Source organism: Streptomyces sp. NPDC003691, assembly GCF_053981115.1.
In genome coordinates this window covers 12,735-39,502 of the sequence record NZ_JBSFNQ010000049.1, presented here as the reverse complement: position 1 = coordinate 39,502, position 26,768 = coordinate 12,735, and the positions used below count along the sequence as shown (strand labels likewise).

At 72.2% G+C, this 26,768-nt stretch carries 20 protein-coding genes and 3 CRISPR repeat arrays; of the genes, 17 read left to right on the top strand and 3 right to left on the bottom strand.

Annotated elements, in window-relative coordinates:
• Positions 1-14 precede the first annotated feature (14 nt).
• The 5 genes from ACWDR0_RS22475 (at position 15) to ACWDR0_RS22455 (ending at position 5,748) form a co-directional block, all read left to right on the top strand.
• Positions 15-1,085 (top strand): hypothetical protein, encoded by a 1,071-nt coding sequence (locus tag ACWDR0_RS22475; RefSeq protein ID WP_456353516.1) that lies wholly within the window; start codon positions 15-17, stop codon positions 1,083-1,085.
• A gap of 115 nt (positions 1,086-1,200) precedes the next feature.
• Positions 1,201-3,243, top strand: coding sequence for an NAD-dependent DNA ligase LigA (gene ligA, locus ACWDR0_RS22470; RefSeq protein WP_456353515.1), 2,043 nt, complete (start codon positions 1,201-1,203; stop codon positions 3,241-3,243).
• A 171-nt stretch (positions 3,244-3,414) separates the two neighbouring features.
• Entirely contained in the window at positions 3,415-4,197 is a 783-nt protein-coding gene (locus ACWDR0_RS22465) for a hypothetical protein (RefSeq protein ID WP_456353514.1), read from the top strand.
• Positions 4,198-4,319: 122 nt separating this feature from the next.
• Complete coding sequence (locus ACWDR0_RS22460; protein WP_456353513.1) at positions 4,320-5,399, top strand: hypothetical protein; 1,080 nt, start codon at positions 4,320-4,322, stop codon at positions 5,397-5,399.
• A gap of 82 nt (positions 5,400-5,481) precedes the next feature.
• Positions 5,482-5,748 carry a hypothetical protein gene (locus tag ACWDR0_RS22455; protein WP_456353512.1) on the top strand — a complete coding sequence of 89 codons (267 nt, stop codon included), beginning with the start codon at positions 5,482-5,484 and terminating at the stop codon, positions 5,746-5,748.
• A 41-nt stretch (positions 5,749-5,789) separates the two neighbouring features.
• Here the strand turns inward: ACWDR0_RS22455 and ACWDR0_RS22450 are convergent, their stop codons facing one another.
• Positions 5,790-6,314: a GNAT family N-acetyltransferase gene (locus tag ACWDR0_RS22450; protein ID WP_456353511.1), complete on the bottom strand. Its 525-nt coding sequence runs from the start codon at positions 6,312-6,314 to the stop codon at positions 5,790-5,792.
• 312 nt (positions 6,315-6,626) lie between these two features.
• Between ACWDR0_RS22450 and ACWDR0_RS22445 the strand changes: the two genes are divergently transcribed.
• The 11 genes from ACWDR0_RS22445 to ACWDR0_RS22395 all read left to right on the top strand — a co-directional run bounded on the left by ACWDR0_RS22445 (position 6,627) and on the right by ACWDR0_RS22395 (position 21,791).
• Positions 6,627-7,001, top strand: a complete 375-nt coding sequence (locus tag ACWDR0_RS22445; RefSeq protein ID WP_456353510.1) for a DUF7848 domain-containing protein — start codon at positions 6,627-6,629, stop codon at positions 6,999-7,001.
• Positions 7,002-7,267: 266 nt separating this feature from the next.
• Positions 7,268-7,540: a CRISPR direct-repeat array (repeat unit 29 nt; unit sequence CGGTCCACCCCCGCTCGCGCGGGAACCAC).
• 91 nt (positions 7,541-7,631) lie between these two features.
• Positions 7,632-8,515: a CRISPR direct-repeat array (repeat unit 29 nt; unit sequence CGGTCCACCCCCGCTCGCGCGGGAACCAC).
• Positions 8,516-8,659: 144 nt separating this feature from the next.
• Positions 8,660-11,632, top strand: a complete 2,973-nt coding sequence (locus tag ACWDR0_RS22440; protein WP_456353509.1) for a CRISPR-associated endonuclease Cas3'' — start codon at positions 8,660-8,662, stop codon at positions 11,630-11,632.
• A gap of 247 nt (positions 11,633-11,879) precedes the next feature.
• Positions 11,880-13,565 (top strand): type I-E CRISPR-associated protein Cse1/CasA, encoded by a 1,686-nt coding sequence (gene casA / locus ACWDR0_RS22435; RefSeq protein WP_456353508.1) that lies wholly within the window; start codon positions 11,880-11,882, stop codon positions 13,563-13,565.
• A gap of 86 nt (positions 13,566-13,651) precedes the next feature.
• Entirely contained in the window at positions 13,652-14,392 is a 741-nt protein-coding gene (gene casB / locus ACWDR0_RS22430) for a type I-E CRISPR-associated protein Cse2/CasB (RefSeq protein ID WP_456353507.1), read from the top strand.
• Positions 14,393-14,495: 103 nt separating this feature from the next.
• A complete protein-coding gene (gene cas7e, locus ACWDR0_RS22425) occupies positions 14,496-15,641 on the top strand; it encodes a type I-E CRISPR-associated protein Cas7/Cse4/CasC (RefSeq protein ID WP_456353506.1) in 1,146 nt (381 codons plus the stop codon).
• A complete protein-coding gene (gene cas5e / locus ACWDR0_RS22420) occupies positions 15,638-16,570 on the top strand; it encodes a type I-E CRISPR-associated protein Cas5/CasD (RefSeq protein WP_456353505.1) in 933 nt (310 codons plus the stop codon). The genes cas7e and cas5e overlap by 4 nt, the downstream gene beginning before the upstream one ends.
• A complete protein-coding gene (gene cas6e / locus ACWDR0_RS22415; RefSeq protein ID WP_456353504.1) occupies positions 16,567-17,256 on the top strand; it encodes a type I-E CRISPR-associated protein Cas6/Cse3/CasE in 690 nt (229 codons plus the stop codon). The genes cas5e and cas6e overlap by 4 nt, the downstream gene beginning before the upstream one ends.
• Positions 17,257-17,261: 5 nt before the next feature.
• Positions 17,262-18,269 (top strand): type I-E CRISPR-associated endonuclease Cas1e, encoded by a 1,008-nt coding sequence (gene cas1e, locus ACWDR0_RS22410; RefSeq protein WP_456353503.1) that lies wholly within the window; start codon positions 17,262-17,264, stop codon positions 18,267-18,269.
• A gap of 49 nt (positions 18,270-18,318) precedes the next feature.
• Entirely contained in the window at positions 18,319-18,633 is a 315-nt protein-coding gene (gene cas2e / locus ACWDR0_RS22405; RefSeq protein WP_456353502.1) for a type I-E CRISPR-associated endoribonuclease Cas2e, read from the top strand.
• 618 nt (positions 18,634-19,251) lie between these two features.
• Positions 19,252-20,378: direct repeats of the CRISPR family, unit length 29 nt; unit sequence CGGTCCACCCCCGCTCGCGCGGGAAGCAC.
• Between the two features lie 304 nt (positions 20,379-20,682).
• Positions 20,683-21,102, top strand: a complete 420-nt coding sequence (panD, locus tag ACWDR0_RS22400) for an aspartate 1-decarboxylase (protein WP_456353501.1) — start codon at positions 20,683-20,685, stop codon at positions 21,100-21,102.
• Positions 21,103-21,143: 41 nt separating this feature from the next.
• A complete protein-coding gene (locus ACWDR0_RS22395; RefSeq protein WP_456353500.1) occupies positions 21,144-21,791 on the top strand; it encodes an aspartate/glutamate racemase family protein in 648 nt (215 codons plus the stop codon).
• Between the two features lie 468 nt (positions 21,792-22,259).
• On the opposite strand, the gene gndA is transcribed toward ACWDR0_RS22395, so the two are convergent.
• Entirely contained in the window at positions 22,260-23,702 is a 1,443-nt protein-coding gene (gndA, locus tag ACWDR0_RS22390) for an NADP-dependent phosphogluconate dehydrogenase (RefSeq protein ID WP_456353499.1), read from the bottom strand.
• Positions 23,703-24,060: 358 nt separating this feature from the next.
• On the opposite strand from gndA, the gene ACWDR0_RS22385 reads away from it, so the two are divergent.
• Positions 24,061-25,395, top strand: a complete 1,335-nt coding sequence (locus ACWDR0_RS22385) for a transglycosylase family protein (RefSeq protein ID WP_456353498.1) — start codon at positions 24,061-24,063, stop codon at positions 25,393-25,395.
• On the opposite strand, the gene ACWDR0_RS22380 is transcribed toward ACWDR0_RS22385, so the two are convergent.
• On the bottom strand, positions 25,297-26,565 hold the full coding sequence (locus ACWDR0_RS22380; RefSeq protein WP_456353497.1) for a DMT family transporter: 1,269 nt from the start codon (positions 26,563-26,565) through the stop codon (positions 25,297-25,299). The genes ACWDR0_RS22385 and ACWDR0_RS22380 overlap by 99 nt on opposite strands.
• Positions 26,566-26,768 lie beyond the last annotated feature (203 nt).

Below are 26,768 nucleotides of genomic sequence, written 5' to 3'. Positions count from 1 at the left end.
ATTTCATACCCGTCATGTCCGACGATCTCCGGCCCGACCGGCCACGGTCCGACGACCCTCCGGCTGCCGGGGCGTACATCGTTCCCGGCACGCGCTGGAGAGTCGTCCGGGCCACCGGCGGTATCGCCGACTCCTGCCGCGGGCGCCCGTCGCCCGGCCACACGGGCAAGGTGACCGCTGTGGCGACCGCAGTGGTCGACGCCAGGTCGGTCGCCGTCAGCGGCGCCGAGGACGGGACGGTACGGATCTGGGACCTGTCCACCGGCCGGCCCGTCGGCGAACCCCTCAACACCGACGGGGACGAGGTCTGTTCCGTGGCGACGACGGTCGTCGACGGCCGTCCGGTCGCCCTCGCGGGTGGCTATGACACGGTACGCCTCTGGGACCTGACGACCCGCCGTCGGACCGGGAGCTTCCTCCAGCGGCACACCTACACGGTCTGGTCTCTGGCCATGGCAGCGGTGGGCGGCCGCACCGTGGCCGTCACCGGCAGCGTCGACGACACGGCCCGGGTATGGGATCTCGCCGACGCCGACCGGACCGTCGGCGAACGGCTCCAGGGCCACACCCACTGGGTGCGGGCCGTGGCCACGGCCGTCGTCGACGGCCGCCCGGTCGCGGTGACCGGAAGCCTGGACACGACGGTGCGGATATGGGACCTGGAGACGCACGAACCGGTCGGTGAACCCCTCACCGGCCACACCGGCGGCGTGACCGCGGTCGCCACGGGCCTACTGGACGGCCGTCCGGTCGCGGTGACCGGAAGCCGGGACACAACCGTACGGATCTGGGACCTCACCACCCGCGAGCCGGTAGGTGCCCCCCTTACCGGCCACACCGGCGGCGTAACCGCGCTGACAACGGGCCCGGTGGACGGCCGCCCCGCCGCCTTCACCGCCGACACCGGCGGAACGCTACGGATACGGGACCTGGCCACCGCCCGGCGGACCGGACCCGACCCCGTCTTCCCCCGGCCGGTGCACGCGGTGACCGTCACCCCGGACGGCCGGGCGGTGGTGGGATTCGGACGGGACATCGCGGTCCTGGCCCCCGCGGACCGGGCCCGCGCGCAGTCCACCTCCTGACGAACCCCACCGCGGCCAACCCGCCCCCGTCCGGACCTCCGGCGCGCCCATCCCGAGACGATCACCGGCACCCGCTACGGGAGTCGATGTCAGACCCCTGCGCCAGGATTCCCCCATGACCACTCCCACCGCCGAAACGGCGTTCAGCAGCCATGCCCAGTACGAGGACGCCGTCCGGCTCGCCCGCAGCTGCGCCGCGGCCTACTACAGCGGTGGCGAGAGCCCTCTCGACGACGCGGCCTACGACCGCCTCCTGCGCTCCGTCGAGACCTGGGAGCAGGCCCACCCGGACCGGATATCCCCCGATTCGCCGACCGGCAAGGTGGCCGCGGGCGCGGCCCCGGCGGGCGATGTGCCGCACACGGTGCCGATGCTCTCCCTCGACAACGTCTTCACACCGGAGGAGCTGACGGCCTGGGAGGCATCGCTCACCCGGCGCATGGGCCACCCCGCGCGAAACGGATACACCGTCGAACCCAAACTCGACGGCGTCGCGGTCAGCGCCCGCTACCGTGACGGCTGGCTGGAGCAGTTGGTCACCCGCGGCGACGGCCGCACCGGCGAGGACGTCTCGCACGCCGCCGAATCCATCACCGGCCTCCCGCCCCGGCTGGCCGAACCCGCCACCTTCGAGGTGCGCGGCGAGGTCCTGTTCACCCGCGAGCAGTTCGCCGAGGCCAACCGGATCAGGGAGGAGCACCGGGCGAAGGCGTTCGCCAACCCCCGTAACGGAGTCGCCGGGACGCTGCGGGCCAAGGACCGCCCGTACCGGCTGACCATGTCCTTCTACGCGTACGGCGTGGTGGAACCGGACGGTGACACGCTCCTCGGGGGCGCGGCGACGCACGCCGAGGCGATGGCCCGGGTCGCCGCGACGGGCATCCGGACCACGGCCGCCTCCGACGCCGGGCTGCTGTCCTGCGCGACGCTCGACGAAGTCCGGCACCGGGTCGGGGAGATCGCGGCGATGCGCGCCGGCCTCCCCGTGGAGATCGACGGAGTCGTCGTGACCGCCAACGGGCTCGCCGACCGGATCGCGGCGGGGACCGGATCCCGCTTCCCGTACTACGCCGTCGCCTACAAGCTGCCCGCCGAGCGCGTCCGCACCCGGCTCCTGGACGTCGAATGGAACGCCGGACGCTTCTACATCGCCCCGCGCGCCGTCCTGGAACCCGTCTATGTCGCCGGCACCACCATCAGCGCCGCGACCCTCCACAACTGGGCCGACATCCAGCGGCGCGGCCTGCGCGTCGGGGACCTCGTGGAGGTCTTCCGGACCGGCGACGTCATCCCGCGGGTGGAGGCCCCCGTCGTCGAACTGCGGACCGGCGCGGAGACGGAGATCCCCGAACCGGTGGCCTGCCCGAGCTGCGGCGGCGATATCGACAAGACCGAGGAGCGGTGGCGCTGCGCCGACGGCACCGCCTGCGGGCTCCCCGCCGCGATCCTCTACGCCGCCGGGCGCGAGCAGCTCGATGTGGACGGCCTGGGCCCGCACGTCGTCAAGGCCCTGGTCGACAGCGGGGCCGTCGGCGATATGGCCGACCTGTTCGCACTGACGACCGAGCAGCTGTCGGCCGCCTCCGACAGCGACAAGCGGGGCCTGACCCTCCGCGCCCAGCTCGCCGCGGCCCGCACCCGGCCCCTCCACCAGGTGCTCTGCGCCCTCGGCATCAAGGGCACCGGCCGCCGGATCTCCCGCCGGATGGCCGAGCACTTCACCACCATGGACGCCGTCCGGGCGGCGGACGAGGCGGAGCTGGCGGGGGTGGACGGCATCGGTACGGAGAAGGCCCGGCTCATCGCCGTCCAGATCGCCGCCCTCGGGCCGGTCCTCGACAAACTCGCCGCCGCCGGGGTCAATATGACCGAGCCGGTCCGGCAGCCGGAACCGGACACCGGGGACAAGCCGCTCGCCGGACAGGCGGTCGTCTGCACCGGCACGATGACCGGACGGCTGGAGTCCTACAGCCGCTCCGCGATGAACGACCTGATCGAGCGCGCGGGCGGCAGGGTCTCCGGCAGCGTGTCGGCCAAAACCGACCTGGTGGTCGCCGGTGAGAAGGCCGGGTCCAAGCGGACCAAGGCCGAAAGCCTGGGCATCAGGGTCGTCGACCCCGAGGAGTTCGCCGCGATGGTCGCCGACTTCCTCGTCTGACCCGGGAGACCAGGTGCCGGAGCCGCCGCCCGCGGCCCCGGCACCGGCTCCCGGCCCGTGGAACCGGATGGCGGCCCCGCCGCGTACTGAATCTCGTACGGCTCTTGTACAGAGTCTCGTACGGCGTTCCGTCCGCATGACCGCGGCCAACCGCAGGGGGAAGACACACTCATGGGAAGCACCACGGGCCGCACCCGTCACCGCACGCGCCTCGCGACGGCCGGCGTACTGGCCGCCGCGCTGCTGCTGACGGGATGCTCCGGCGACGGCGGGAGCGACAAGGGCGGCAGAACCGGCAAGGAACCGTCGCCCACGACCGGTACGAGCGACAGCCCCGGCAGCGGCCCCGGCCAGGTCAAGGCGGCCGTGCTCACCGCCGACCGGGTCACGGCCGTGATGCCCCGCGAGGGCGATCTGCCCGGCTGGGGCGGCCCCACCGGCGCACCCGTCACGATCGACCTCCGTACGGAGGACTCGCTTCCGGTGAGCTGTGTGAAGCGGAAGGACCCCATCTGCCCGGGCGCGCTCTTCGCGAGCACCGCCATGTTCGCCCACCCGGAGGCGGGCACGATCACCATCAGTGTGTACGCGTACGACAAGGACTCGGCCGCCATGGCCGCTTCGGTGCCCATGCTGGACCGGTACGCCGCGGCGAACCTGCTCCCCTCCGACACCGTCTCCAGCCGACTCCCCGGTGTGGTCGGCGAGTCCTCGCGGGCCAAGCGCGGCAGGACGAAACTGCGCTCCCAGGGCGCGGTTGTGGTGAGCCGGGTCGGGACCAGCCTGCTGATCGTCGAGACCGGCGGGCTCAACGCGAAGATCTACACCGGGGAGGAGCTGGTGAGCCTCGGCAAGGTGATCGCCGACCGCTCCCGCCAGGCGCAGCACGGCGAGACCCCGTCCGCGAAGCTCGCGGAGGGCGCCCTGGACTACCGCAAGCTCAGGACCTCCTGACCCGGAGCCACGGCACACACCCCGGTACGACCGATGGGGTGGTGACGGTTACGCAGGGCCCCGGGCAGGGCAATCCTCCGGCGCGTTCCCCCTCAATGACGCGGGAAGGGAAGGGCCGGCCGATGCGCCTGCACAGAAGGATCCTGGTGGCCGGTGCGACGGCCTGCGCGCTGTCGGTCGCGGGAGTTCCGCCCGTGTCGGCCGGCGATCTGCCCCTTGAGCGAGGACGGCAGGCGGCCCCCGGCCATCGGACTTTCACCGCGACGGCCGAATGGCGGGTCCCGGCCGATGCGACCGTCCTGACCATCTACCTGTGGAGCGGCGGCGCAGGAGGCGCGGGCGGTGGTGGCGGCGGTGGGGGAGGAGGAGGCGAGGCCGCCTATGTCTCCCTGGGCACGTCGACGGCCGGGGTGGGAGGTGGCGGCGGCGGAGGTGGCGGAGGTGGTGGCGGCGGTGCGAGCGGCCGGTACCAGAAGTGCACGGTCTTCGTGACGTCGCTGCCGTGGGCCGATCGCCCCCTGGCGATCGAGATGACGCCGCGAGGCCCTGCCGGACCCGGTGGCACCGCAGGTTCGGGCGGCCCGCGGGGAGTGGGCACGATCGGCCAGGACGGCAGCGCGGGCGGGGACGCCACCGAGGGCGAGCAGAGCGGCTTCGGCACGACCATCCGTATCGAACAGTCCAGCCCGAGCGGCATCATCACCCGAACCGTGGTGTCGGCCCAGGGAGGTTTCCGCCCCCGGGTGGGAGGCGACGCGGGCGGCGGCGGACAGGGCGGCTCGGGTTCCGCCGACGGTGGCACCGGAAGCACCGCGCCCGCCCCCGGCGGTCCGGCGACCGACAATGTCCCGGACATTCTCTGCGTCGACGGTGCGCATTCCGCCGCCGGGCAGCCCGGCGGCACGGGCAAAACAGGGCGGGAGACCACCGGCAATCAGTCTCCCGGAGGCGCGGGCGGCGGCGGAGGATACGGCGGCGAAGGCGGCGTACTCCCCCTGCTACCGGTCACCCTCCCCGACGGCACGTCGTTCACCCCACCGGAAGGCACCGGAGCAGGAGGCCGCGGCGGTACCGGAGGAGGCGGCGGCAGAGGCGGCAACGGCGGCGTCGATCTGACCCTCTCCTCCACCGACGGCTTCTCCGGCAACCCGGGCCACAACGGCGAACCGGGAGGCGGAGCGCTCGCCCTCATCACCTGGTAACGCCGCCCCGAAACCCCGGACCGAAACCCCACCCCGATGCCAGACTGGTCGGGCGCCGATCCAACCGACAAGGGGGCCACGGGTGTCGGATATCAAGGACCGTCTGCTCCTCATACTCCTCTTCGCACCCGAGAGCGGATTCCTGATCGCCCTGCTGGGCGGCGGAATCCTGGAGGAGACCCAGGGCCACGCACCCTCCACCGCCACCCTGTGGACCATCGGCCTCTCGGGCTTCGCCCTGGTCGCAGCCCTGATCTGGTACGCGGTCGGCCGGGCGGGCCGCAGTTCGAGCGGCCTCCCCGACGGCGGAGACTCGGGGGACTACGCGAGCTGCGGTGGCGGTGACTGACCAGCCGATCGCCAGGACGGCCACCGGCGGCGAGCCCGGGGCTACTTCAACGGGAGTTCAGCAAGCATGACTGCGTAGAGCGGGGAGTCCGGGAAGGGCTGTCGCTCGCCGACCTTCCGGAACCCCCAGGACTCGTAGAGATACTGAACCCGGGGATGCTCGGTGTCGACCAGGAGGACGGCGAGGTCTTCGTCCCGGTCACCCAGTAGCGCCCGGGAGAGCGCTTCGCCCGTACCCGTCTTCCGGTACGCCGTGCGGACGGCGAGTTCGGAGTAGGCGAAGGTCCGGTCCCGCTCCGGGGCCGGGCTGAGGTGCTCGCGCCACCACTCGCGGTAGGGCGGGGCCGGTGCCCCGTACGCGAACCCCGCGGCGGTATCTCCGTCGAAGGCGATCACGCACGCAAAATCCGGGTCGCTGCCCCAGTGGTCCACGAACCAGGGAAAACGCTGGTTGAAGTCGTCCTCCATCGCGCCGGCGTAGGCGTCCGCGTGGACATCGATGAGCGTCCGGCGGATCTGCGAGAGGTCGTGGTGGGTGAAGTGCCGGATCTCCAGGGCGGCATTCACGCTGGCTCCATTCGGATCGGTAACGGTCTCCCCACTCTCGGGCGACCCGCGTCTTGGGGACAAGGGTGGTCAGGTCCCGGTAGAAGTCGCCGAGGAGACATCGCATCTGCCCCGGGACCGGATGTCCGGACATCAGCGAGAAGACGGCCGAGGCCGTGGTGCAGGCCTGCTCGATGTCGCGCTGGTGCAGCTGGGCGAGATCCAGACGGGCTGTGGCCACGGCCCGGTTGCGCAGGAACGGCGCGGGGACTTGGGGATGCGCCGTGGCGTCTGGCCCCGGACACCCCAAAGGACACGCCCCCGCTGCGCGAGATGGCGTGCACGCTGTGCGGCGACATGGTGAGGTCACAGTCCCGGGCCGAGGTGGAGAGCTGGGCTCTGGCCCACACGGGCCGCTATCCGGGTCACCTCGAGTTCACCGGCAGCATGCCGGTCGTCTTCCGCGTCGCCCCCGCATCCGTCCCGGACGCCGAACCGGCCCCGGCGACGGTGACCGCGCTCCCGGTGGCCATGGTGTGCATAGTGTGCGGCAGCCCGACCGAGGTGGAGGAAGTGGCTACGGTACCGCGGTCGTCCGGGCCGGACCGGCGCCTCCTTGCCTGCGCTGGACATGCTGACGAGGTCTCCACCCGGGCGCTCCGGGAACTGGAGGCCGTGGAGGACGAACTGGGGATGAGCCGTGGGTAGCAGGATGGCGTCGTGCCAGCGGTGCGGCCGGGTTGTGGCGGAGTCGGATGCCACCCGGATCGAGGGCGACGACGCTGCGTCGGGCGCGCGTCCGGCGATGTGGCTGTGCGCGACCTGCCTATCCCCGCGGCCGCGGCCCCGCCCGCGGGGCCGACGGCGGCGTTGAGCCCCGGCCGCAGGCGGTGATGAACGTCCGCGGTGGGGCGAGTCACCCCCTGCTTGCGCGGCAACCACGCCCAGGCCAGGGCGCCGAGTTCCCGGAGGTACGGTCCACCCCCGCTCGCGCAGGAAGCACGCCAGCGCGGTCCGGTAGTCGTCGAGGCTGCCCGGTCCACCCCCGCTCGCGCGGGAACCACGTCGCGCGCTTTCCGCTCAGCAGGGCGGAGATCGGTCCACCCCCGCTCGCGCGGGAACCACCTCGACGGCGTCCCCCAGACGCCCTTGGCCACCGGTCCACCCCCGCTCGCGCGGGAACCACTTCGGCTTGGCGGGCGGCTTCACGGCCGGCGGCGGTCCACCCCCGCTCGCGCGGGAACCACCCGGAGCAGTTCCGGCTCTGCGTCTCCTGAGTCGGTCCACCCCGCTCGCGCGGGAACCACGCCACCGCCTGTTCCTCGAACGACCCGCGCATCGGTCCACCCCCGCTCGCGCGGGAACCACCCGGTGTCGACGTCGGCGGTGGTCGGATCCAGCGGTCCACCCCCGCTCGCGCGGGAACCACTATCTGGCCCACCACCGCGCCGTCATGCCTGCTGGTCCACCCCCGCTCGCGCGGGAACCACTCCGATGACGAGGTGGCCATGGAGCAGGACGGCGGTCCACCCCCGCTCGCGCGGGAACCACACAGTCCCGGAAGTTGTTGGCGGAACAAGCCGCGGTCCACCCCCGCTCGCGCGGGAACCACTGGGTCGCCGCCTCCGCCGCCCTGGCCACCACCGGTCCACCCCCGCTCGCGCGGGAACCACAGGGGCCGCGCCCTCTCGAATACAGCCGCGAGCGGTCCACCCCCGCTCGCGCGGGAACCACTGGACACGGGCACCCCCGAACTCAGTGGTCGTCGGTCCACCCCCGCTCGCGCGGGAACCACAGACGGGCGGCGATGTCGGTGCGGTAGCGGTACGGTCCACCCCCGCTCGCGCGGGAACCACAGGCGCCACCTCCTACACGTCGTCGCCGAGGACGGTCCACCCCCGCTCGCGCGGGAACCACAGCTGGTGCGCGCGGCACTGCGGAACATGGTCCGGTCCACCCCCGCTCGCGCGGGAACCACGCGCCCGTCACCGGCGCCAACGCCAGCGGCAACGGTCCACCCCCGCTCGCGCGGGAACCACCTCAACGCGGCGATCCGCGAGCAGCTGATCACCGGTCCACCCCCGCTCGCGCGGGAACCACGCCGCCTGCGCCAGCAGCGACCCGGACGTCTTCGGTCCACCCCCGCTCGCGCGGGAACCACGGCCTCCAGCTCTTGGAGCGCCCGGGTAGACACGGTCCACCCCCGCTCGCGCGGGAACCACTCTTCCTGACCTGCGACGTCACAAGCGCTTTGCCATGTCTTGACCGTCGGCTTCGCTCATCGCAGCCCATGATGTCAGACCCCTGTGCTGGAGTACCCGTCCGGCGGATTCCACCTCAAGTGGCCGTACCTACGGGGGGTTGGCGTGGTTGACGACCGCATACGCGGCAAGTCCGGTGATCTCGTCGAGCCGTACCCCCTGATAGGGCACCTGCTGGACACCGCGATGATCGCCGGTGCCATGTGGGACGCGGTTCTCACCGAGCCTCAGCGTGCCGCAATCGGCGCGGCGCTCGGGGCCGAGGTCGATGCCGCCAGGCAGACCGTGATGTTCTGGGCCGGGCTTCACGACCTGGGGAAGATCATCCCTCAGTTCCAGCAGATGCTTCTACGGGACCGGCCCGACCACCGGGGGTTCCTCACGGAAGCGGCCTACGCCCACGGGGGGCATAACGCAGGCAAGGAGGCCCGGCTGAGGCACGAGGTGGCGACGAATCTGGTGCTGCCGCAACTTCTGGACGGAGCCGGATACCCGGTCGCAGGGCCACTGGGGCAACTGCTCGTGTCGCAGGTCGCACAGATCCTCGGTGGGCATCACGGGCGGTATCCGCAGGGCATTGAAGAGAAGGCTCTCAAGGATCCCCTGCTCGACTGCCCGGAACTGGGCGGGGGCGCATGGCATACGCAGCGGCGCGAGCATATGCGGGCTCTGCACGAGGCACTCGGCTGTCCTGATGCGCCTCCGGGCCGTTCCGGCCCCTTCGGGCCCGGACGAGGGATGCCGTTGGCGTTGGCGGTGGTGGTCGCGGGGCTGGTGATTGTGTCCGATTGGCTTGCCAGCCAGGAGCACGTCGTCATCGGCCAGCAGCAGGCGCTGAGTGCCCGTTCGGGCGGGCTCGGGATACCTGCCGTCCGGCACGCTCATGCCGCGCGGGCCGGTGCGATCGCGCCGGGGCTGGTGTCCGGAGCGGGCCTCGGCCGGGCGGTGTTCCGCGACCGTTCCTTCTCCGGGCTGTTCCCGGAGATCCGGAAGCCCTTTCCGTTGCAGGCGAGTCTCCAGGAGGGCCTTCCCGCCGCAGTCGCCGCGGGGCACGGGCCCGGTGTGCTGTTGGTGACCGCGCCGCCGGGTGAGGGTAAAACGGAGGCGGCGCTGTATGCGGCGACCGTCCTGGGGGAGAGGTTCGGCAGTAACGGCCTGTTCTTCGCCCTGCCGACACAGGCCACGGCGAACCAGATGTACGAGCGGGTGCGGCGCTTCGCCCAGCGGAACCTCGTGGACTCGGCACAGTTGACGTTGCTGCACGGCGCGGCGGATCTGTACGAGGGGTACGCGGGGGAGAGCGACGGAGCCGGGGCGGTGGAGCCGCGGGTGCTGTCCCACCGTCAGGAAACGGACGCGAGCGGCATTTCGGTGACAGCCTCCCGATGGCTGCGGACGCGCGGGCGGGGTCTGCTGGCGCCGATCGCGGTGGGAACGGTGGACCAGGCCCTGCTGGGTGTTCTGCCGGTCAAGCGGAACGCGCTGCGGCATCTGGGGCTGTCCGGCAAAACGGTGATCATCGACGAGGCCCACTCGTTCGACGCCTTCACTCATGCGCTGCTTCTGCGGCTGCTCACCTGGCTGGGCGCGATGCGCGTACCCGTCGTGCTGTTGTCGGCGACGCTGACCGGGCATACGGCCGCCGGGCTGGTGGAGGCATATCTGGAGGGGCTCGGACGGCGCCGGGCCGCCGGGTCCGTTCTGCCCGCGACCCCGACCCCGACCGCGACCGCGTACCCGGGCTGGCTGTACGCGGATAAGGGACAGGTGTCCGGACCGGACCGGCCCGTCGGAAGCGTGCGATCACGCAGCCTGGACATGGCCGTGCGCCGGGTGCGGCATACCTACGACGCAGGGGTCCCGGACGGCCGGCTCGCCGCGCTTCTCGAAGAGTTGCGTCCGGTGACGGAAGAGGGCGGCTGCGCGGCGGTCATCTGTACGACCGTCGCCGAGGCGCAGAAGACATACGAAGCGCTGCGCGAACATTTCGCCTCGCTGCTCGGATCCGACTGGCGCGGCTGGGACGACCGTGCCCCCGGGGCCGGGGAGGGAGACGGCGCCGAAGACCTGGACCGGCTCCGGCTGCGTTTGCTACATGCGCGCTTTCCGGGGCGGCGGCGAGCCGGGATCACGACGGAGGCGGAGCGCTGGTTCGGGCGGACCGACAGCGCAGGGGTGGAGCGCCCTCGCGCAGCCGTGCTCGTGTCGACGCAGGTCATCGAACAGTCGCTTGATTTCGACTTCGACCTGATCGTCTCCGACCTGGCACCGATGGCGTTGCTCTTGCAGCGGGCCGGCCGCGTATGGCGGCATGCCGACCCCGCTCCGCCGCGCCCCGGCTGGAGCACCGGGCCGCGGCTGGCCGTCCTGGCCCCGGCCGACGGCGACGGGAACCTGCGCCCGCCGACCGCATGGGGCGATGTGTATTCGCCTTCCCTGCTCCAGCGCACGCTGGAGCTGCTGGAGCGGCACCACGACGGGACCCCCGTCGAGATTCCCGAAGGGGTCCAGCGGCTGGTGGACGGCGTCTACGACGAGGAGTTCGATTCGGCGGATCCCGATGCGCTGATGACCCGGGACCTCGAACGGCTGGGCGCCGAGATGGCTGCGGAAGGTGTGGCGTCGATGGTGATGCTGCCCAAGCCGACCGCGGCGGGCGGACTGTTCCCGCTGACGACCAGCCAGGCGGACGAGGATTTGATCGCGACCCGGCTGGGTGCGGAGACCGTTCAGCTTCTGCCGGTGTACGAGCGCGGCGACGGGGTCCGGTACCTCGACGAGGAGTGCAGCATTCCGATGCCGGACGGCGGCGGGCGTGGGGACCGTCGTTTCACCCGGGCAGAGGTGCGCGAGTTGCTGGGATATGTGGTGCCCTGTGCGTACGGACCCTGGATGGCGTCACGTACGCAGGCGAACCAGGTCCCGGCTTCCTGGGAGACGGAGCCCCGCCTGGCCCGGCTGGTGCTGCTGCCGCACCGGATCGGACCCGGGCCGGACGCCGGTGCCGAAGGGCAGCGGCTGGGGGATCGCTCGCTGTCGGTTTCGTACGACCTCGGTCTTGTCATGGACCGAAACTGAGGACCCGTGCCCGCTCGCCCGTCGTGTTCTGTCGCCGCTCGCACAAGGAACCGCCGCATCGGCAGGTGGCCGCGACGAAAGCCGGATGAGCCGTACCGCGAACACTCCATAATCCATGCCCTAGTGCGCCGAGATCCCCGATTTCTGGATTATCCGGTGAAACTCATTTCATCTGTCTAGTCTGACGATTCGGCATTGGTTCCGACGCCGCACTCCCGTCCCCTACGCCTCAGAGGTGTGCTCTGACGTGTCCGCTTCCCCTCCCGGCGACGACCTGTTCTGTCTTGCGACCCGCCCGTGGATCCCCGTCCGGAGCCTGGACGGAGTCTCCGCCGTGGTCGGTCTGCGTCAGCTCTTCCACGATGCTCACCGGATCGAGGGACTGGCGGTGGCCTTACCGCCCGCGGCGTCCGGACTGCTGCGCGTGCTGTGCGCGATGGCCGCACGTATCACCGGCCTCCACCGGGATCCGGCCGACCCCGGGCCCGACGACTCCGGGCCCGACGACTCCGGCTTCGGCTCCGACGACGCCGGTGCCGGTGCCGACGACGAGCCGCCCCTCTGGTCGGACCTCCGCTACGCGGCCCTCCAACGGGCGGAACAGGGTTTCCACGCCGAAGCGGTCGACAACTACCTGCATACGTACGCGGACCGCCTCCGGCTCCACTGCCCCGAGCGCCCCTTCCTCCAGGATCCGCGTCTGGCAGAACAGTCTCCGTCCCGATCCGGCGTCAACAAACTGGTCATGGCCCGCCCCGCCGGAAACAACCAGGTCTTCTTCGGCCACTTCCACGACGCCGACCAGACCGCACTCACCTCGGCGGATGCCGCACTGCACCTCATCGCCCAGCTGTACTACGGCCCGTCCGGCCAGTGCACACCCCGCACGGTCGACGGGGAGCGGTTCGGCAACACCCGGGCCGGACCGCTGCGGCGGGCCATGTCGTACCACCCGGTCGGGCGGTCGCTCTACGAGTCGCTGGTGCTCGGCATCCCCACCCCGGGCACCTGGCCGCAAGGAAGGCACGGCACGCCGGACGCCTGCCCCTGGGAGCGGGACGAACTTCCCGAACCGAGGAAGGTGCCGGGTGGCCCGGTGGGCCCGCTCTCGGCGCTCACCGAGCGGTACCAGCACGCCGTGCTGCTCCAGCCGGGCCCGGACGGGGAAACCGTGGTGGACGCCACCATCACCTGGGCGTTCAGGGAAGGCCGTCCCGACTACAAGGACCCCTATCTGATCTGGGACGAGACAAAAGAAGGCGCGCTCCGGCCGCGTGACGCCGAGGCGGAACGCTCGCTCTGGCGCGACCTGGACGCGCTGGTGCTCAAACAGCGCGTCGGCCGGGACGGCGGCCGGGGCGGTCGCCGCCCGCCCATCCTCGACGGGCTGGCGGGGGGCGTGATCCCCGGAGACGTCTTCGAGTCGCTGAGGGTCTTCGCGTACGGATTCGACCAGGACGGGCAGACCCGAGACCGTACGTACTTCAGCGGCTCGACCCCACCCCTTCTCGCCCTGCTGGAGGAGTCGGCGGAGCCGGACGGCAACCGGCTCGCGCTGGGCGTACGGGATGCCAGGGACGCCGCGGAACACACGGCCGGACGGCTGGACATGGCGTTGCGCAGAGCGTGGCAGGGGTACACGACACCCTTCGGCGCCGGCCCGGACGACCGGAAGAAGCGCGGCGGCGGACCATGGCCCCGGACCGGAGCCGCCGTCTACTGGCCGGCCGCGGAGGCCCGGTTCTGGGACTCGTTCCACGCCCGCGACTTCTCCGACGCCCGCGTCTCCTTCGCACGGCTCGCGCTCGCCGCTTTCGACGAGGCGACACGTTCAGCGGCCGCGTCACCGCGCGGGGCGCGGGCCCGGGAGAACGCCAGAGGACTGATCACCAGCCTGCTCGGTGCCCCGGGTGAACCGCCGCCGACTTCGTAGCGCGGCTCCGGTTGTGCATCCGGCCGGACTCCGGAGCCTCGGACACCTCAGCCGACCGAGAGACGGGAAACAGCATGAGTACGTACATGACCACCCCGCCTGTGCCAGGGGCCGACCCGGCAGAGCAGCGGCAGCCCTCGCTGGAGCGACACGACGCCTTCGTCGCAGCGGTGGCGGCCGAATGCGGAATCCCCGGCTCCCAGCAGGCTCTGCGGCGCGCGCTCGGGAAACCGGTGGACGGTGTACCCGCCCGAACCCATGCCGTCCTGCTGCGGAACGGAATCCTGCCCGACGGGGCAGGGGGAGACGCGCGGCGAGCGCACTACGCGGTGGCCGCGCTGATCGCGGATCTTCCCCGCGCGGAGATCTCGGCACTCCTGCCCGACCGGCCGTCCGAATCGCCAGCGGATCCGGACGGCCGGGACGAGAGCGGCGGACCGTCGAGACGGACGTTCAAACCGGGTGGCACCAACCTCGGCGAGAGCCTGGCACGGGCTGCCATCGTCCGTAACCCGGACATCATCACGCGCGATTCCGGTACCGAAGCCGCCGGAGTGGCCGGGCTGGAAGCCCGGCTGCACCTCATGGTCCGTCAGGACCCGGAGGGGCTGCACCGAATGCTCCCCGGCGTCCTCCGCCAGGTCGTGTCGACAGATACGCCCGTCGACTACGCGTGCCTGCTCAGGGATCTCAGCGCCTGGCGTTGGCACCGCGACTCCGTCGCGACGCGCTGGCTCACCGACCACTACCGCACGATCAACCGGGAACGCGCCGCCGTGAAGGCGCGGAAACGGAATCCGGCGCAGCCGTCTTCGACCCGCCCCTGAACTGCCTTGTAGCGGACCCGCGCTCCGAGTAACCCTCGCGGGCCCGGCATCGGCCCCTCGCCCACCCTCCCGTACCGCACCAGCCACGGAGAAAGCCCCTTCCATGACCCCGTCTCCCGCACCCCGCTTCCTCGATGTCCATATCCTCCAGACCCTCCCGTACAGCAATGTGAACCGGGACGACCTCGGCTCACCGAAAACCATGACGTTCGGCGGCACCAGCCGTACCCGCGTCTCCAGCCAGGCGTGGAAACGTCCCACCCGGCAGGCCGTCGAGGAGGCGGTGGGAGAGCACGCCGTACGGACGCGCAGGCTCCCGCAGCAGGTCGCGAGCGCGCTGGCCGATGGGCGTGGCTGGCCGCGGGAACTCGCCGAACTGGCCGGAGCGCAGGTCATCAGGTCCGCCGAGACGAAACTCGCCCTGGAGAAGGGCGACCGGACCACCACCTCTCTGCTGTTCCTGCCCGACAGCGCGGTCGAGGCGCTGGCAGAGCTGGCCGAGGAGCACCGTCCCGCGCTGGAGAAGGCACTCGGGAACAAGGCGGCCGCGGCGAAGGCCGTCCTGCCGAAGGACGCCGTGCACGAGATCCTGCGCTCGCGCAACGGGTCGATCGCGCTCTTCGGGCGGATGCTCGCGGAGATCCCCGGGGCAGGGGTGGACGGAGCCGTCCAGGTCGCACATGCGTTTACCACCCATGAAACGTCCGTGCAGGCGGACTTCTTCACCGCCGTCGACGACGCCGGTGAATGGGCCACGGATGCGGGCAGCGCCCATATGAACACGGGCGAGTTCAGCAGCGGAGTCTTCTACCGTTACGCCACTCTCGACCTGGCCGCCCTCACCGGGAACATCGACGACGCCGCTACGGCTCGTACCCTGGCCACGGCCTTCGTGTCCGCTTTCATCCACTCGCTGCCGGGCGCGAAGCGGACCTCCACCGCACCCCACACCGTGCCCGACCTGGTCCACCTCGCCGTCCGCTCGGACCGTCCACTGTCTCTGGCCGCGGCCTTCGAGAAGCCCGTACGGGCCCGGGAATCCGGCTGGGGAACGGCATCCCGCACGGCCCTCGCCGACTATGCGGAGCGGGTTGGGAAACTGCTCGGCGACACCGGCGTTCTCTACGGCGCGCACGCTGCCGTCGACGACGAGAAGCGGTCCGGACTCGGCCGGAGGGTCGACTCCTACCCGGTGCTGGTCACCGAGGCCGTCGCGGCGGTATGGCCGCAGAACGGCACGGCGGCATGAACGTGTCCGCCGCCGCGGGACCGCAATCCGCCGCCGTACCCGGAAACGGACCCGATAACACGGCCGTCAGGCCACTGACCGGCCGCCGGGAGCCGGGTTTCCTGTTCCAGCTCGGCGGGCCGCTCCAGTCCTGGGGCGAGCACAGCGCATTCGCCGCGGACCGCGACACCGCCGCACACCCCACCCGATCGGGACTGATCGGCATGCTCTCCGCCGCCCTCGGCATCCCGCGTGCCAAGGCGACCATCGCCGGGGGTTCCCTGTTCGCCGGGCTCACCCGGCTGCGGTTCACCATCCGCGTCGACCGGCCCGGAACCCGGCTGGCCGACTTCCACACCGTGGGCGGCGGACTGCCCCAACACCGCACCGTGCCCACCGCGAAGGGCGCACGGCGCCAGGTCGAAACAGCCACGATCATCTCCCAACGGCACTACCTGAGCGACGCGGTGTTCACGGTCGCGGTGACCGAGCCCGGCAGCACCGCGCCGACCCTGCTGACCGACTGCGCCGACGCTCTGGCGGCACCGCGCTGGCCGCTCCACCAGGGTCGGCGGTCCTGCCCGCCCGGCGCGCTCTTCGTACTCCGCCCAGCAAGCCCGGACCCGGTCGCCGAACTGCTGGCACTGCCGCTCGCCCGCACCGCACCACCACACGGTGAAGCCGCGGCCGGGGTCACCGTGCACTTCACCGCGGACACCCCGTTCGCCGAGGCACCCGACGCGTCCTCCACGGCAGGCAGCCGGACCGCGGTGACGATGCTCAACGACGAACCCGTGCGCCTCACCGCCAGGGACCGGGTCCATCACACCCGCCCCGCGTATGCCACCAGTCGCCGCCTGCCCGCGGCGCTCTGCGGAGGCTACGGAACCGACTACCTCGACGCGCTGACCCGCTACCTTCCCGAGCGCCCCGAAGGAGCCTCCCGGTGACCACCACCGAATCCATCACCGTGACCGCCGCATGGCTCACCAGGCTCGTCCTCAACCCGGCTCACCGGCAGACCCACTACGACCTCGGCAACGCCGCGGCTCTCCACCGGCGTGTGATGACCCTCGTACCCGACGGGCTCGGTGACAGTCCCCGGGCCCGGGCCGGCGTCCTCTTCCGCGTCGAGGCCGATACCCCGCAGCGCCCGGGTGACATGCCCGGAGCGCCCGTCGTCCTCGTTCAGACCCAGGTACCGCCGGACACCGGACGTCTGCCCGGCGGCTATCTCACCCAGGCCCGGACCCGGGACATGCGGCCCATGCTCGGGGCGCTCCGCCCCGGGCTGCCGGTGCGGTACCGCATCCTCGGCAACGCCGTACGCCGCTGCGGCCCCAACAGCACCGCGGGCAAGTGGCGGCAGGCCGTCCCGCTGCGCGGTGCCGACGCCGACCAGTGGTGGGCCGAGCGCTCCCGAACGGCCGGACTCGACCTCCACACCACCCGCTCCGAGTCCGCCGCGGCCGTCAGCACCCGGAACGACGAGGCTCGGATCAACCGGGCCGTGGTGCTCTTCGAGGGAACGGCGACCGTACGCGATCCCGAAGCGCTCCGTATCGCGCTGCTCCAGGGCATCGGCCGCAGCAAGTCGTACGGGTGCGGGCTGCTGAGCCTCGCCCCCGCCGGGTGACCGGCATGCCATCCGGCAACGGCTCGGGCCCGACCGGCCCCGGAATGCCCCCGTCCAACGCCAGGCGCAGGATCGCGGCACCGACACTCGCCATGCTTCCCCGCATCGGCGACTCCCTCTCCTTCCTCTACGCCGATGTCGTGCGCATCGTCCAGGACGACACCGGCGTCTGCGCCGAGACGACCTCCGCCGACGGCGAGATCTCCCGGGTCTACCTCCCGACCTCCCTGGTGTCCTGCCTCCTCCTCGGACCGGGCACATCCATCACCCAGCCCGCCCTCGCCACCTTCGCCCGCCACGGCACCACGGTCGTCTGCACGGGCTCCGGCGGGGTGCGCTGCTACTCCGCCACCACCCCGGACTCCCTGACCACCCGCTGGCTGGAGCGCCAGGTCCACCAATGGGCCGACCCCGACCGCCGCCTCGAAGTCGCCCGGCAGATGTACCTCATGCGCTTCTCGGCCAAGGTGCCCCCGGGGACCGGACTGAACCAACTCCGCGGCCTGGAGGGCCAGCGGATGAAAGCCCTCTACAAACTCCTCGCCCGGCAACACGGGATCGGACGCTTCCGCCGCTCGTACGACCCGGCAGCCTGGGACAGCCAGGACCCCGCCAACCTGGCCCTCTCCTCCGCCAACACCTGCCTCTACGGAATCGTCCACTCCGCGCTGACGGCCCTCGGGTGCTCACCCGCCCTGGGCTTCGTCCACCAGGGCAAGCAACACGCTTTCGTCTACGACATCGCGGACCTCTACAAGGCCGATCTGACCGTCCCTCTCGCCTTCTCCCTGCACGATTCCGCCAACCCCGAACGCGATGCCAGACGGGAGTTCCGCCGCGACCTCCACCTCTTCAGGCTGCTGCCGCGCATCGTGAACGACGTACAGAAACTCCTCGCACCGGAGGAAACGGAAGCACTGGAGGAAGGGCAGGAGGTGGTGTTGGTCAACCTCTGGGACCCCGAGGCGGGCTCGGTGCCCGGCGGTACCAACTACGCGGGCCACGACGAGTAAGCCGCCCCCTTTCGGCGATGCAGCACAGCGGAAGAATCAGGAGCACACCGTGCCGTCCATGACCGTCCTGTCGGCCACCGCCGTACCCGACCATGTCCGCGGCGCCCTCACCCGCTGGATGATCGAACCCACGCCGGGGTTGTACGTGGGCACTCTCTCCGCTCGCGTACGCGATGAACTCTGGGCCGTCATCCGCGCTTCCATCGGTACGGGAGCGGCCACCCTGATCCACCCCGCGCCCAACGAACAGGGTTTCGAACTCCGCACCGCCGGGGACCGGAGACGGCTGCCCGTGGACTTCGACGGGCTGACGCTGATGGACTTCAGGGCGCCGGAGAGCGACCAGAATCCAGAAGACCAGTAGCGATGCCGGAACGCCAACGGCTGGTGTGCCCCGCGCCGAAAGCCGAGGTCTTTCGATCGCGCCGTCGGATGGGCCATCCTGGCTCCATGAGTGACCAGCCGTGCACAGGCTGTCGTGGGAGCGGGCTGACCGAGCACGAACGGCACACCATAGAACTGGACGAGAACGGTCAGCAGAGAGCAGTGGTGCACCGATGGACCGGAGCATGCAATCGCTGCTCGGGGTCCGGCACCGGCTACCAGCCCCCACAGTAAGGAGCACTCCTGTGCGCACGTGGTACCAGTGCCTCGCATGCGAATCCCACTACCTCCCGCCGGAGTCCATGACCTACCCCTCACACCCGGACGTCACCGCCGGCCCGGTCCACTGCGCGACGCGGGAGTGCCGCCGCCGCGCCGAACGGATCGTCGCGGCGTCGGGCATGCCGCTGTCCGTTTTCGAGACCATGGCCCTCCGCGCGGCCGCTCAGCGGGAGGCGTCTCCCGCTACTCCCCCCGCCCGCCGCGCCCGAGGCCGCCGCTCGGCCTCGGGCCCGCGGTCCGCGCGGAACAGGCTCGGCTGACGAGAGCGTGGTCCGCGCGGGACGCGGGGGACTCGGTGTTGCAGCCCCGGGCCAGGCAGGTCACCCCCGCTCGCGCGGGAAGCACCTGGGGCTGTCCGGTGAGGACGCTCTGAACACCGGTCCACCCCCGCTCGCGCGGGAAGCACGCCGACACGGCCGCCGCCTACCAGAACGGACACGGTCCACCCCCGCTCGCGCGGGAAGCACGCCTCCTGGTGGTGGTCGGGCGTGAAGCTGTACGGTCCACCCCCGCTCGCGCGGGAAGCACCCGTATTCGGCGGCGGCGGCCGTGCGGCCTGCCGGTCCACCCCCGCTCGCGCGGGAAGCACTCTCGCTCCAGTTCGTACTCATGGCCGCGGACCGGTCCACCCCCGCTCGCGCGGGAAGCACCTCGACGGCGTCCCACAGACGCCCTTGGCCACCGGTCCACCCCCGCTCGCGCGGGAAGCACCCGTGCTCCTGCACCAGGCCGTACCGCACCAGCGGTCCACCCCCGCTCGCGCGGGAAGCACTATGACGGCGGTTCCGGGGCTGCCCGGCCTCGCGGTCCACCCCCGCTCGCGCGGGAAGCACGATGACGACGCTGCGGGACAGCAGGGCATCCGCGGTCCACCCCCGCTCGCGCGGGAAGCACCCACCGACATCCCCGCTGTCCACGTTCACGGACGGTCCACCCCCGCTCGCGCGGGAAGCACTCCGGCACCGCCGTCGGTCTGGCCGACCGCGTCGGTCCACCCCCGCTCGCGCGGGAAGCACGCGGTCCGGCTGGCCTCCTCGGCGTCCCGCTGCGGTCCACCCCCGCTCGCGCGGGAAGCACGCGCATCTCCGGCACGTTCACCGGGGACCCGGCGGTCCACCCCCGCTCGCGCGGGAAGCACATTCCAGTGCAGGGCGGACACCTTCGGATCACCGGTCCACCCCCGCTCGCGCGGGAAGCACTGACGCCCCGTCGGCGGCGAGTGCGGCGCAGGCGGTCCACCCCCGCTCGCGCGGGAAGCACAAGCGGCGAGACCTGGTACGAGCGGTCAAGGACGGTCCACCCCCGCTCGCGCGGGAAGCACTTCGCCAACCCACACGGCAAGCGGACGACCATCGGTCCACCCCCGCTCGCGCGGGAAGCACACGTACGCCCGGATCACCTCGGCCGTCATCTCCGGTCCACCCCCGCTCGCGCGGGAAGCACTCTTTTTCACCTGCGGTTTCGGATGGGCTTTGCCGTCTCTTGACCATCAGGTTTCTCCATCACGGTCATGGTGTCAGATCCGGCCTCAAGAAGGGGCGGCTCCGGATCGGTTCCATGTTCGACCAGCGGTTGCGCGAACCGCTCAGTGAATGGCTGCCGGACGGTCTCCCCTTGCCGGCCGGGCTCAGGGCGAATCACGGAAGGCCGGGGACAGGTGTCCCTGTGGTCGTCGCGCGGTAAAGTGTGCAAAGAGCACTTGACCTGCAAAAACGCAGGCAGGGAGCCTAGATTCGGGAGTTTCTCCATGCTGCGCACCATGTTCAAGTCCAAGATCCACCGTGCCACGGTGACCCATGCCGACCTGCATTACGTCGGGTCCGTCACCATCGACGCCGACCTCATGGCGGCGGCCGATCTGCTGGCCGGGGAGTTGGTGCACATCGTCGACGTCACCAACGGGGCGCGGCTGGAGACGTACGTCATCGAAGGCGAGCGCGGCTCCGGTGTGATCGGGATCAACGGGGCCGCCGCCCATCTGGTGCACCCCGGGGACACGGTCATCCTCATCAGTTACGCGCAGGTCGACGACGCGGAGGCGCGGGCGCTTGTGCCCCGGGTGGTGCATGTCGGTGCGGACAATCGCATCGTGGAGCTGGGCGCCGATGCCGGGGCGCCGGTGCCCGGGAGCCGGACCGAGCGGAGTCCGGGGGCCGTCGTCGCCTGACCGAGCCCCGGGGCGGGGTCCCGGCCGCTTAGGCTGCCGGGATGCTCGCCCTGTTGCACACCTCGCCCGTTCACCCGCCGGTCTTCGACGCGCTCCGCGACCGTGACCATCCCGGTGTCGAGCTGCGCCACTTCGTGGACGAGGGGCTGCTGGAGCGCGCCGTGGCCGACGGGGTCGCGGCGGTCGCCGGTGATGTCGCCGCGGCCGTGGGGCGGGCCGTCGCGGCGGGGGCGCGGGCCGTGCTCTGTACCTGTTCCACCATCGGGGCCGCCGCCGAGGCGAGCGGCGCCCGTTACGGGGTGCCCGTCCTGCGGGTGGACCGGCCGATGGCAGCCGAGGCGGCCGCCCGGGAGCGGGTGGTCGTCCTCGCGGCGCTGGCGAGCACCCTGGCGCCCACGGAGGCGCTGATCAGGGAAGAGGCCGCCGGGCGGGCGTCGAGTATCCGGAGCGTGGTGGTGCCGGGAGCCTGGGAGCTGTTCCTCGCCGGGGATATCGAGGGGTATCTCGACGCAGTCGCCCGCGCGGCGGACTCCGTCGCGGATTTCCGGGGGCGGGAGGCTGCCGGGGTGATCGTCCTCGCCCAGGCGTCGATGGCCCCCGCGGCGCTACGGGTCACGACCGGCGTGCCGGTGCTCTCCAGCCCCGGGCCGGGGCTTCGAGCCGCGGTGGCGGCCTGCGCCGGGCGGTGACCATCCGGTGAGGGGTGGTGACTGAGAGGCCGGGGGCCGGGTAGGGATCTGGAGGGGTACGGGGGTGGGACCCCGCTCGCGCGACGGTCAGGGGCCGCCCCGCCCGGGAAGCGAAGGTCGCGGAGTCCCCGCCCCCTGGCAGGCAAAGGCCCCGCGCCCGCAGCGCCCGGCAGGCAAGGCACCGTAGCCCCGCCCGGCAGGCGCCCCCGCGCCCGCGGCGGGAGAGTGGAAGCGCAGCGTCCCCGGACTTCGGAGGCAGGAATGACCCAGCCCCCCGTACCCCCGTCGCCCCTTCCGCAGCCCGGACCCGGGCCGGGGCCCGATCCGGGGCCGTTGCCCGGGCCGGTGCCCACTCCGCAGCCGCCGCCCGTACCGCCGGACCCCGTGACACCGCCGGGGCCCGGTCCCGGACCGGGACCGGAGCCCGAGCCGGTGCCCCGGCCCGGGCCGGCCTGAGCCGTCGCGGGGTCAGCCCGCCGACACCTCCGAACGGTCGCCGCCCCACAGCGTGTGGAACGCGCCGGGGCGGTCCGTGCGGTGGTAGGTGTGCGCGCCGAAGAAGTCCCGCTGGCCCTGGGTGAGCGCCGCCGGGAGGCGCTCGGCGCGCAGGGCGTCGTAGTACGCCAGGGACGCCGCGAAGCCCGGCGTCGGCACGCCCTCCCGGACGGCCGTCGCGACGACCTCCCGCCAGTCGTCCTGCGCCGCGCCGGTCTCCTCGGCGAACCGCTTGTCCGACAGCAGGCTCGGCAGGTCGGGCCGGGCGTCGTACGCCTCCCGGATCCGGTCCAGGAAGTCCGCCCGGATGATGCACCCGGCCCGCCAGATCGCGGCGACCGAGCCGAGGTCGACGTCCCAGCCGTACTCCTCGCTGCCCGCCGTGATCTGGTGGAAGCCCTGGGTGTACGAGACGATCTTCGACGCGTACAGGGCCTGCTCCACCCGGGCGGCGAACCGGGCCGCCTCCGCCGCCGGGAGCGGGCCGGGAACGGGTCCGGGCAGGTCCCGGGACGCCTCGCGCAGCGCCGCATGGCCCGAGACGGAGCGGGCGAAGACCGCCTCGGCGATACCGGAGACCGGTACCCCGAGGTCCAGCGCCGTCTGGACGGTCCAGCGGCCGGTGCCCTTCTGCTCGGCCCGGTCGGCGACGATGTCCACGAACGGCCGGCCGGTTGCCGCGTCCGTGTGGGCGAGCACCTCGGCGGTGATCTCGATGAGATACGAGCCCAGCCGGCCGCGGTTCCACTCCCGGAAGGTTTCGGCGATCCGGGCGGGGGAGTAGCCGGCGACCGACCGGAGCAGGTCGTACGCCTCGGCGATGAGCTGCATGTCCGCGTACTCGATGCCGTTGTGGACCATCTTGACGAAGTGTCCCGCGCCGTCGGGGCCGATATGGGCGACGGTCGGCGTGCCGTCGGGCGCCTTCGCCGCGATGCGTTCCAGCAGGGGGCCGAGGGAGGCGTACGACTCGGCCGAGCCGCCCGGCATGATGCTGGGCCCGTGCAGGGCGCCCTCCTCGCCGCCGGAGATGCCCGTGCCCACGAAGTGGATACCGCGCTCCCGCAGCTCCCGCTCCCGGCGGCGGGTGTCGGCGAAGTGCGCGTTGCCGCCGTCGATGATGACGTCGCCCTCCTCCAGCAGCGGCGCGAACTCGCTGATCACCGCGTCCGTCGGTTCCCCCGCCTTCACCATGATCACCAGGCGTCGGGGCCGCTCGAGGGCCGCGACGAACTCCTCGGCGGACTCCGCCGCCACGAACGTGCCCTCGTGGCCGAACTCCTCGACCAGCGCGCGGGTCTTCGCCGCGGTGCGATTGTGCACGGCGACCGTGAAGCCGTTGCGGGCGAAGTTGCGGGCGAGGTTACGGCCCATCACCGCGAGCCCCGTGACGCCGATCCGGGCGGTACCGCTCATAAGAGAACTCCTGGCTCCAGTGGTGTGTGCCGAAGATCACCCATGACGCTCTCATCGGTGATTTCCGGTCGGTTCCGGTCGGCCGGCCGTGCTGTCGCGGGCCCGGCCGCTCACTTGTCATCAATTCCGGGTTGAGGCCGAAAATTTCCCGCCGGGCCCGGAGATTCGCCCCGATGGCGCGGTGCGGTCCGTCCCCTTCCGGAGGCCGCGTCCGCCCCCTCTGCCGTCGTGCGCGGTACCTGAGCCCTTGTCACGGCCGGAGCCCAGCGCCTAGGTTGCCGCTTGGTACGTGACCGTTCCGTGATCTACCGTTCGTGATCGTCGTTCAGTTCTGCCTGCAACCAGGGGGAGACACTCCATGGCCGCAACCGGTCGCCACCGCCGCCAACAGCCGAGCCGAATCAACCGCGCGTCGTTGACGGTGACCGCGAGCGGTGCCGGAATGGCCCTGCCGCTGATCGCCGCCGGGACCGGACAGGCCGCGTCCGTCGATGTCTGGGAGAAGGTCGCCGCCTGCGAGTCGACCAACAACTGGCGGATCAACACCGGCAACGGCTACTACGGCGGACTCCAGTTCAGCCAGTCCACCTGGGAGGCGTTCGGCGGCCGCGAGTACGCGCCCCGTGCCGACCTCGCCAGCAAGGACCAGCAGATCGCCGTCGCCGAGCGGGTGCTGGACGCCCAGGGTCCCGGCGCCTGGCCGACCTGCTCCCAGAAGGCCGGGCTGACCCGCGGCGGCGACTCGCCCGAGGTGTCGCCCGAGCGCGGCGGGGACCGCAAGGGCACCACCGCCCAGGGCGGACGGACCGCCGCCGAGTCCGCGCGGCAGGCCGCGGCCCCGCAGCGGACCGCTCCCAAGCAGCAGCCGAAGGCCACCCCGACGACCGTCCCCACCCAGCGCGACGGCTATACGGTCGCCCGCGGCGACTCGCTGTCCAGAATCGCCGACGCCAAGAACGTCCGGGGCGGCTGGCCGCAGCTGTACGAGCAGAACCGTGCCACCGTCGGTTCCGACCCGGACCTGATCATGCCCGGCCAGCGGCTGGTGATCCGGATGGCCGCCCCCGCCAAGCAGGCGCCCGCGAAGGAGCGGACCGAGGCCCCGCGCAAGGCCCCCGCCAAGCAGGCCACCCCGCCCCAGAGCCGTCAGCAGGCCCCGGCGAAGCCCGCCGCCGAGCCGCGGAAGAAGGACACCCGCGCCGAGCGGCCCGCCGCCAAGGCCGCCAAGCCGGACCAGGCGCAGCAGCGCTCCCAGCAGCAGACCCGGAAGCAGGCGGCGCCCTCCCGGGCCGGGCTGAGCGCCCCCGTCGACGGCTCCGTCGGCACGGCCTACCGGAAGTCCGGTTCGGCCTGGTCCAGCGGCTACCACACCGGTATCGACTTCCCCGTCGCCACCGGGACCTCCGTGAAGTCGGTCGCCAACGGCCTGGTCATCTCGGCGGGCTGGGCGGGGGCCTACGGCTACCAGGTCGTCGTCCGGCACAACGACGGCCGCTACAGCCAGTACGCCCATCTCTCGGCGCTCACCGTGCGCTCCGGCCAGCAGGTCGCGAGCGGCCAGCGGATCGGCCGCTCCGGCTCCACCGGCAACAGCTCAGGGCCGCACCTGCACTTCGAGGTCCGCACCGGGCCGGGGTACGGCACCGATATCGACCCCGTGGCCTACCTCAGGTCCGGCGGCGTCTCGCTCTGAGCGGAGTGCCGGGGCGGCGGCCCGCTGCTCCGCCCCGGCGGCCGGCCCCGCCGTGACCGCGCGGCGCGCCCGCCGGTGATCGGTACCGGCGGCGCCGCGCGCCGGGCGGCGGGTCCGGTGGCAGGCGGTGCGAAACCTGTGCCGCCCGGTCTCCGTGGTCCGGCCGCCCGCCGGGCCCGGACCGTACGCCCCGGGTGCGCCCCCGCCGGGCAGTCCTTCCGCCGACGGGTCCCCGTGGACCGGGCCGTCCGCTCCACCGCTCGTCCCGCGGTCCTCCGGCGCGACGGCGCCGCCCGCCGCGGACGGGGCCGCCCCGGCCCCGGCGGAGCGCCGGGACGCGGCGAGCCGCTCCGAGGTCAGCAGGGCGAGACCGGTGGCGGCGAGTGCGCCGAAGCCGAGCGCCAGGACCGTACCGAAGACACCGCCGCGGAAGCTCTCGCCGAACATCGTCAGCCCCACCGCCGTCGCCACCACCGGATTGACCACGGTCACCGTGGCCAGCGGCGCGGCGAGCCCCGCGCCCCGGTAGGACGCCTGCGACAGCAGCAGCCCGCCGGTGGCGAGCACCGCCACCGCGATCAGGCTGGACCACTGGGCGAGCGGCGCCGACCACTCCCAGTCCATCGCGACGGTCTTCGTGAACACCGACGCGATACCGAACGCCACACCCGCCGCGGTGGCCAGCAGCACACTCCGCAGCACCGGACGGTTGATCGTCTGCGCCACCAGGAACACCATGGCGACCGTCCCGAACGTCACCGCGGCCAGCACCCCGCGCTGCCCGGTGCCGAGGGACGAGGACGCGGTGTTCCCGGCGTCCCCGCTGAGTGCCAGCAGCCCCGCCAGTCCCACCGTCGCCACCAGCGCACCGCGCCAGGCTGCGGCCCCGGCCCGGCGGCGGACGAAGACGGCCGCCATCGGCAGGGCGAACACGATCGTCAGCGCGCCGAGCGGCTGCACCACGCTCAGCGGCCCGTACGCCAGGGCTATGACGTGCAGCAGGGCGCCGATCCCGTTGAGCGCGACCGCACACCACCAGACGGCTTGCCGGAGCGGCGCATACGTACGGGAGGGCGTGGTCGCCGCGACGCGCTCCTGAACGATCGCCCCGGCCGCGTAGGCGACCGCGGAGACCAGGGACAGCAGCACGGCGAGCAGAAGGGGACTCATAGAGATCACGATCCCTCTGATCCGACGCCCCGTCGTCGTCCTGGAGCAGGCATTTCCTCGTACTACCGACGGAGTACGAGCGTAGGCCCAAAGTCTGACGAATGTCGTTTATGCAGGTCAGCGCGGCGGTAGTTGGGTGGAGAACGAAGGGAGCACGGTGCGGGCCGACGGCGGCCCGGACGCCCGTCGCCGGGTCAGGCCCG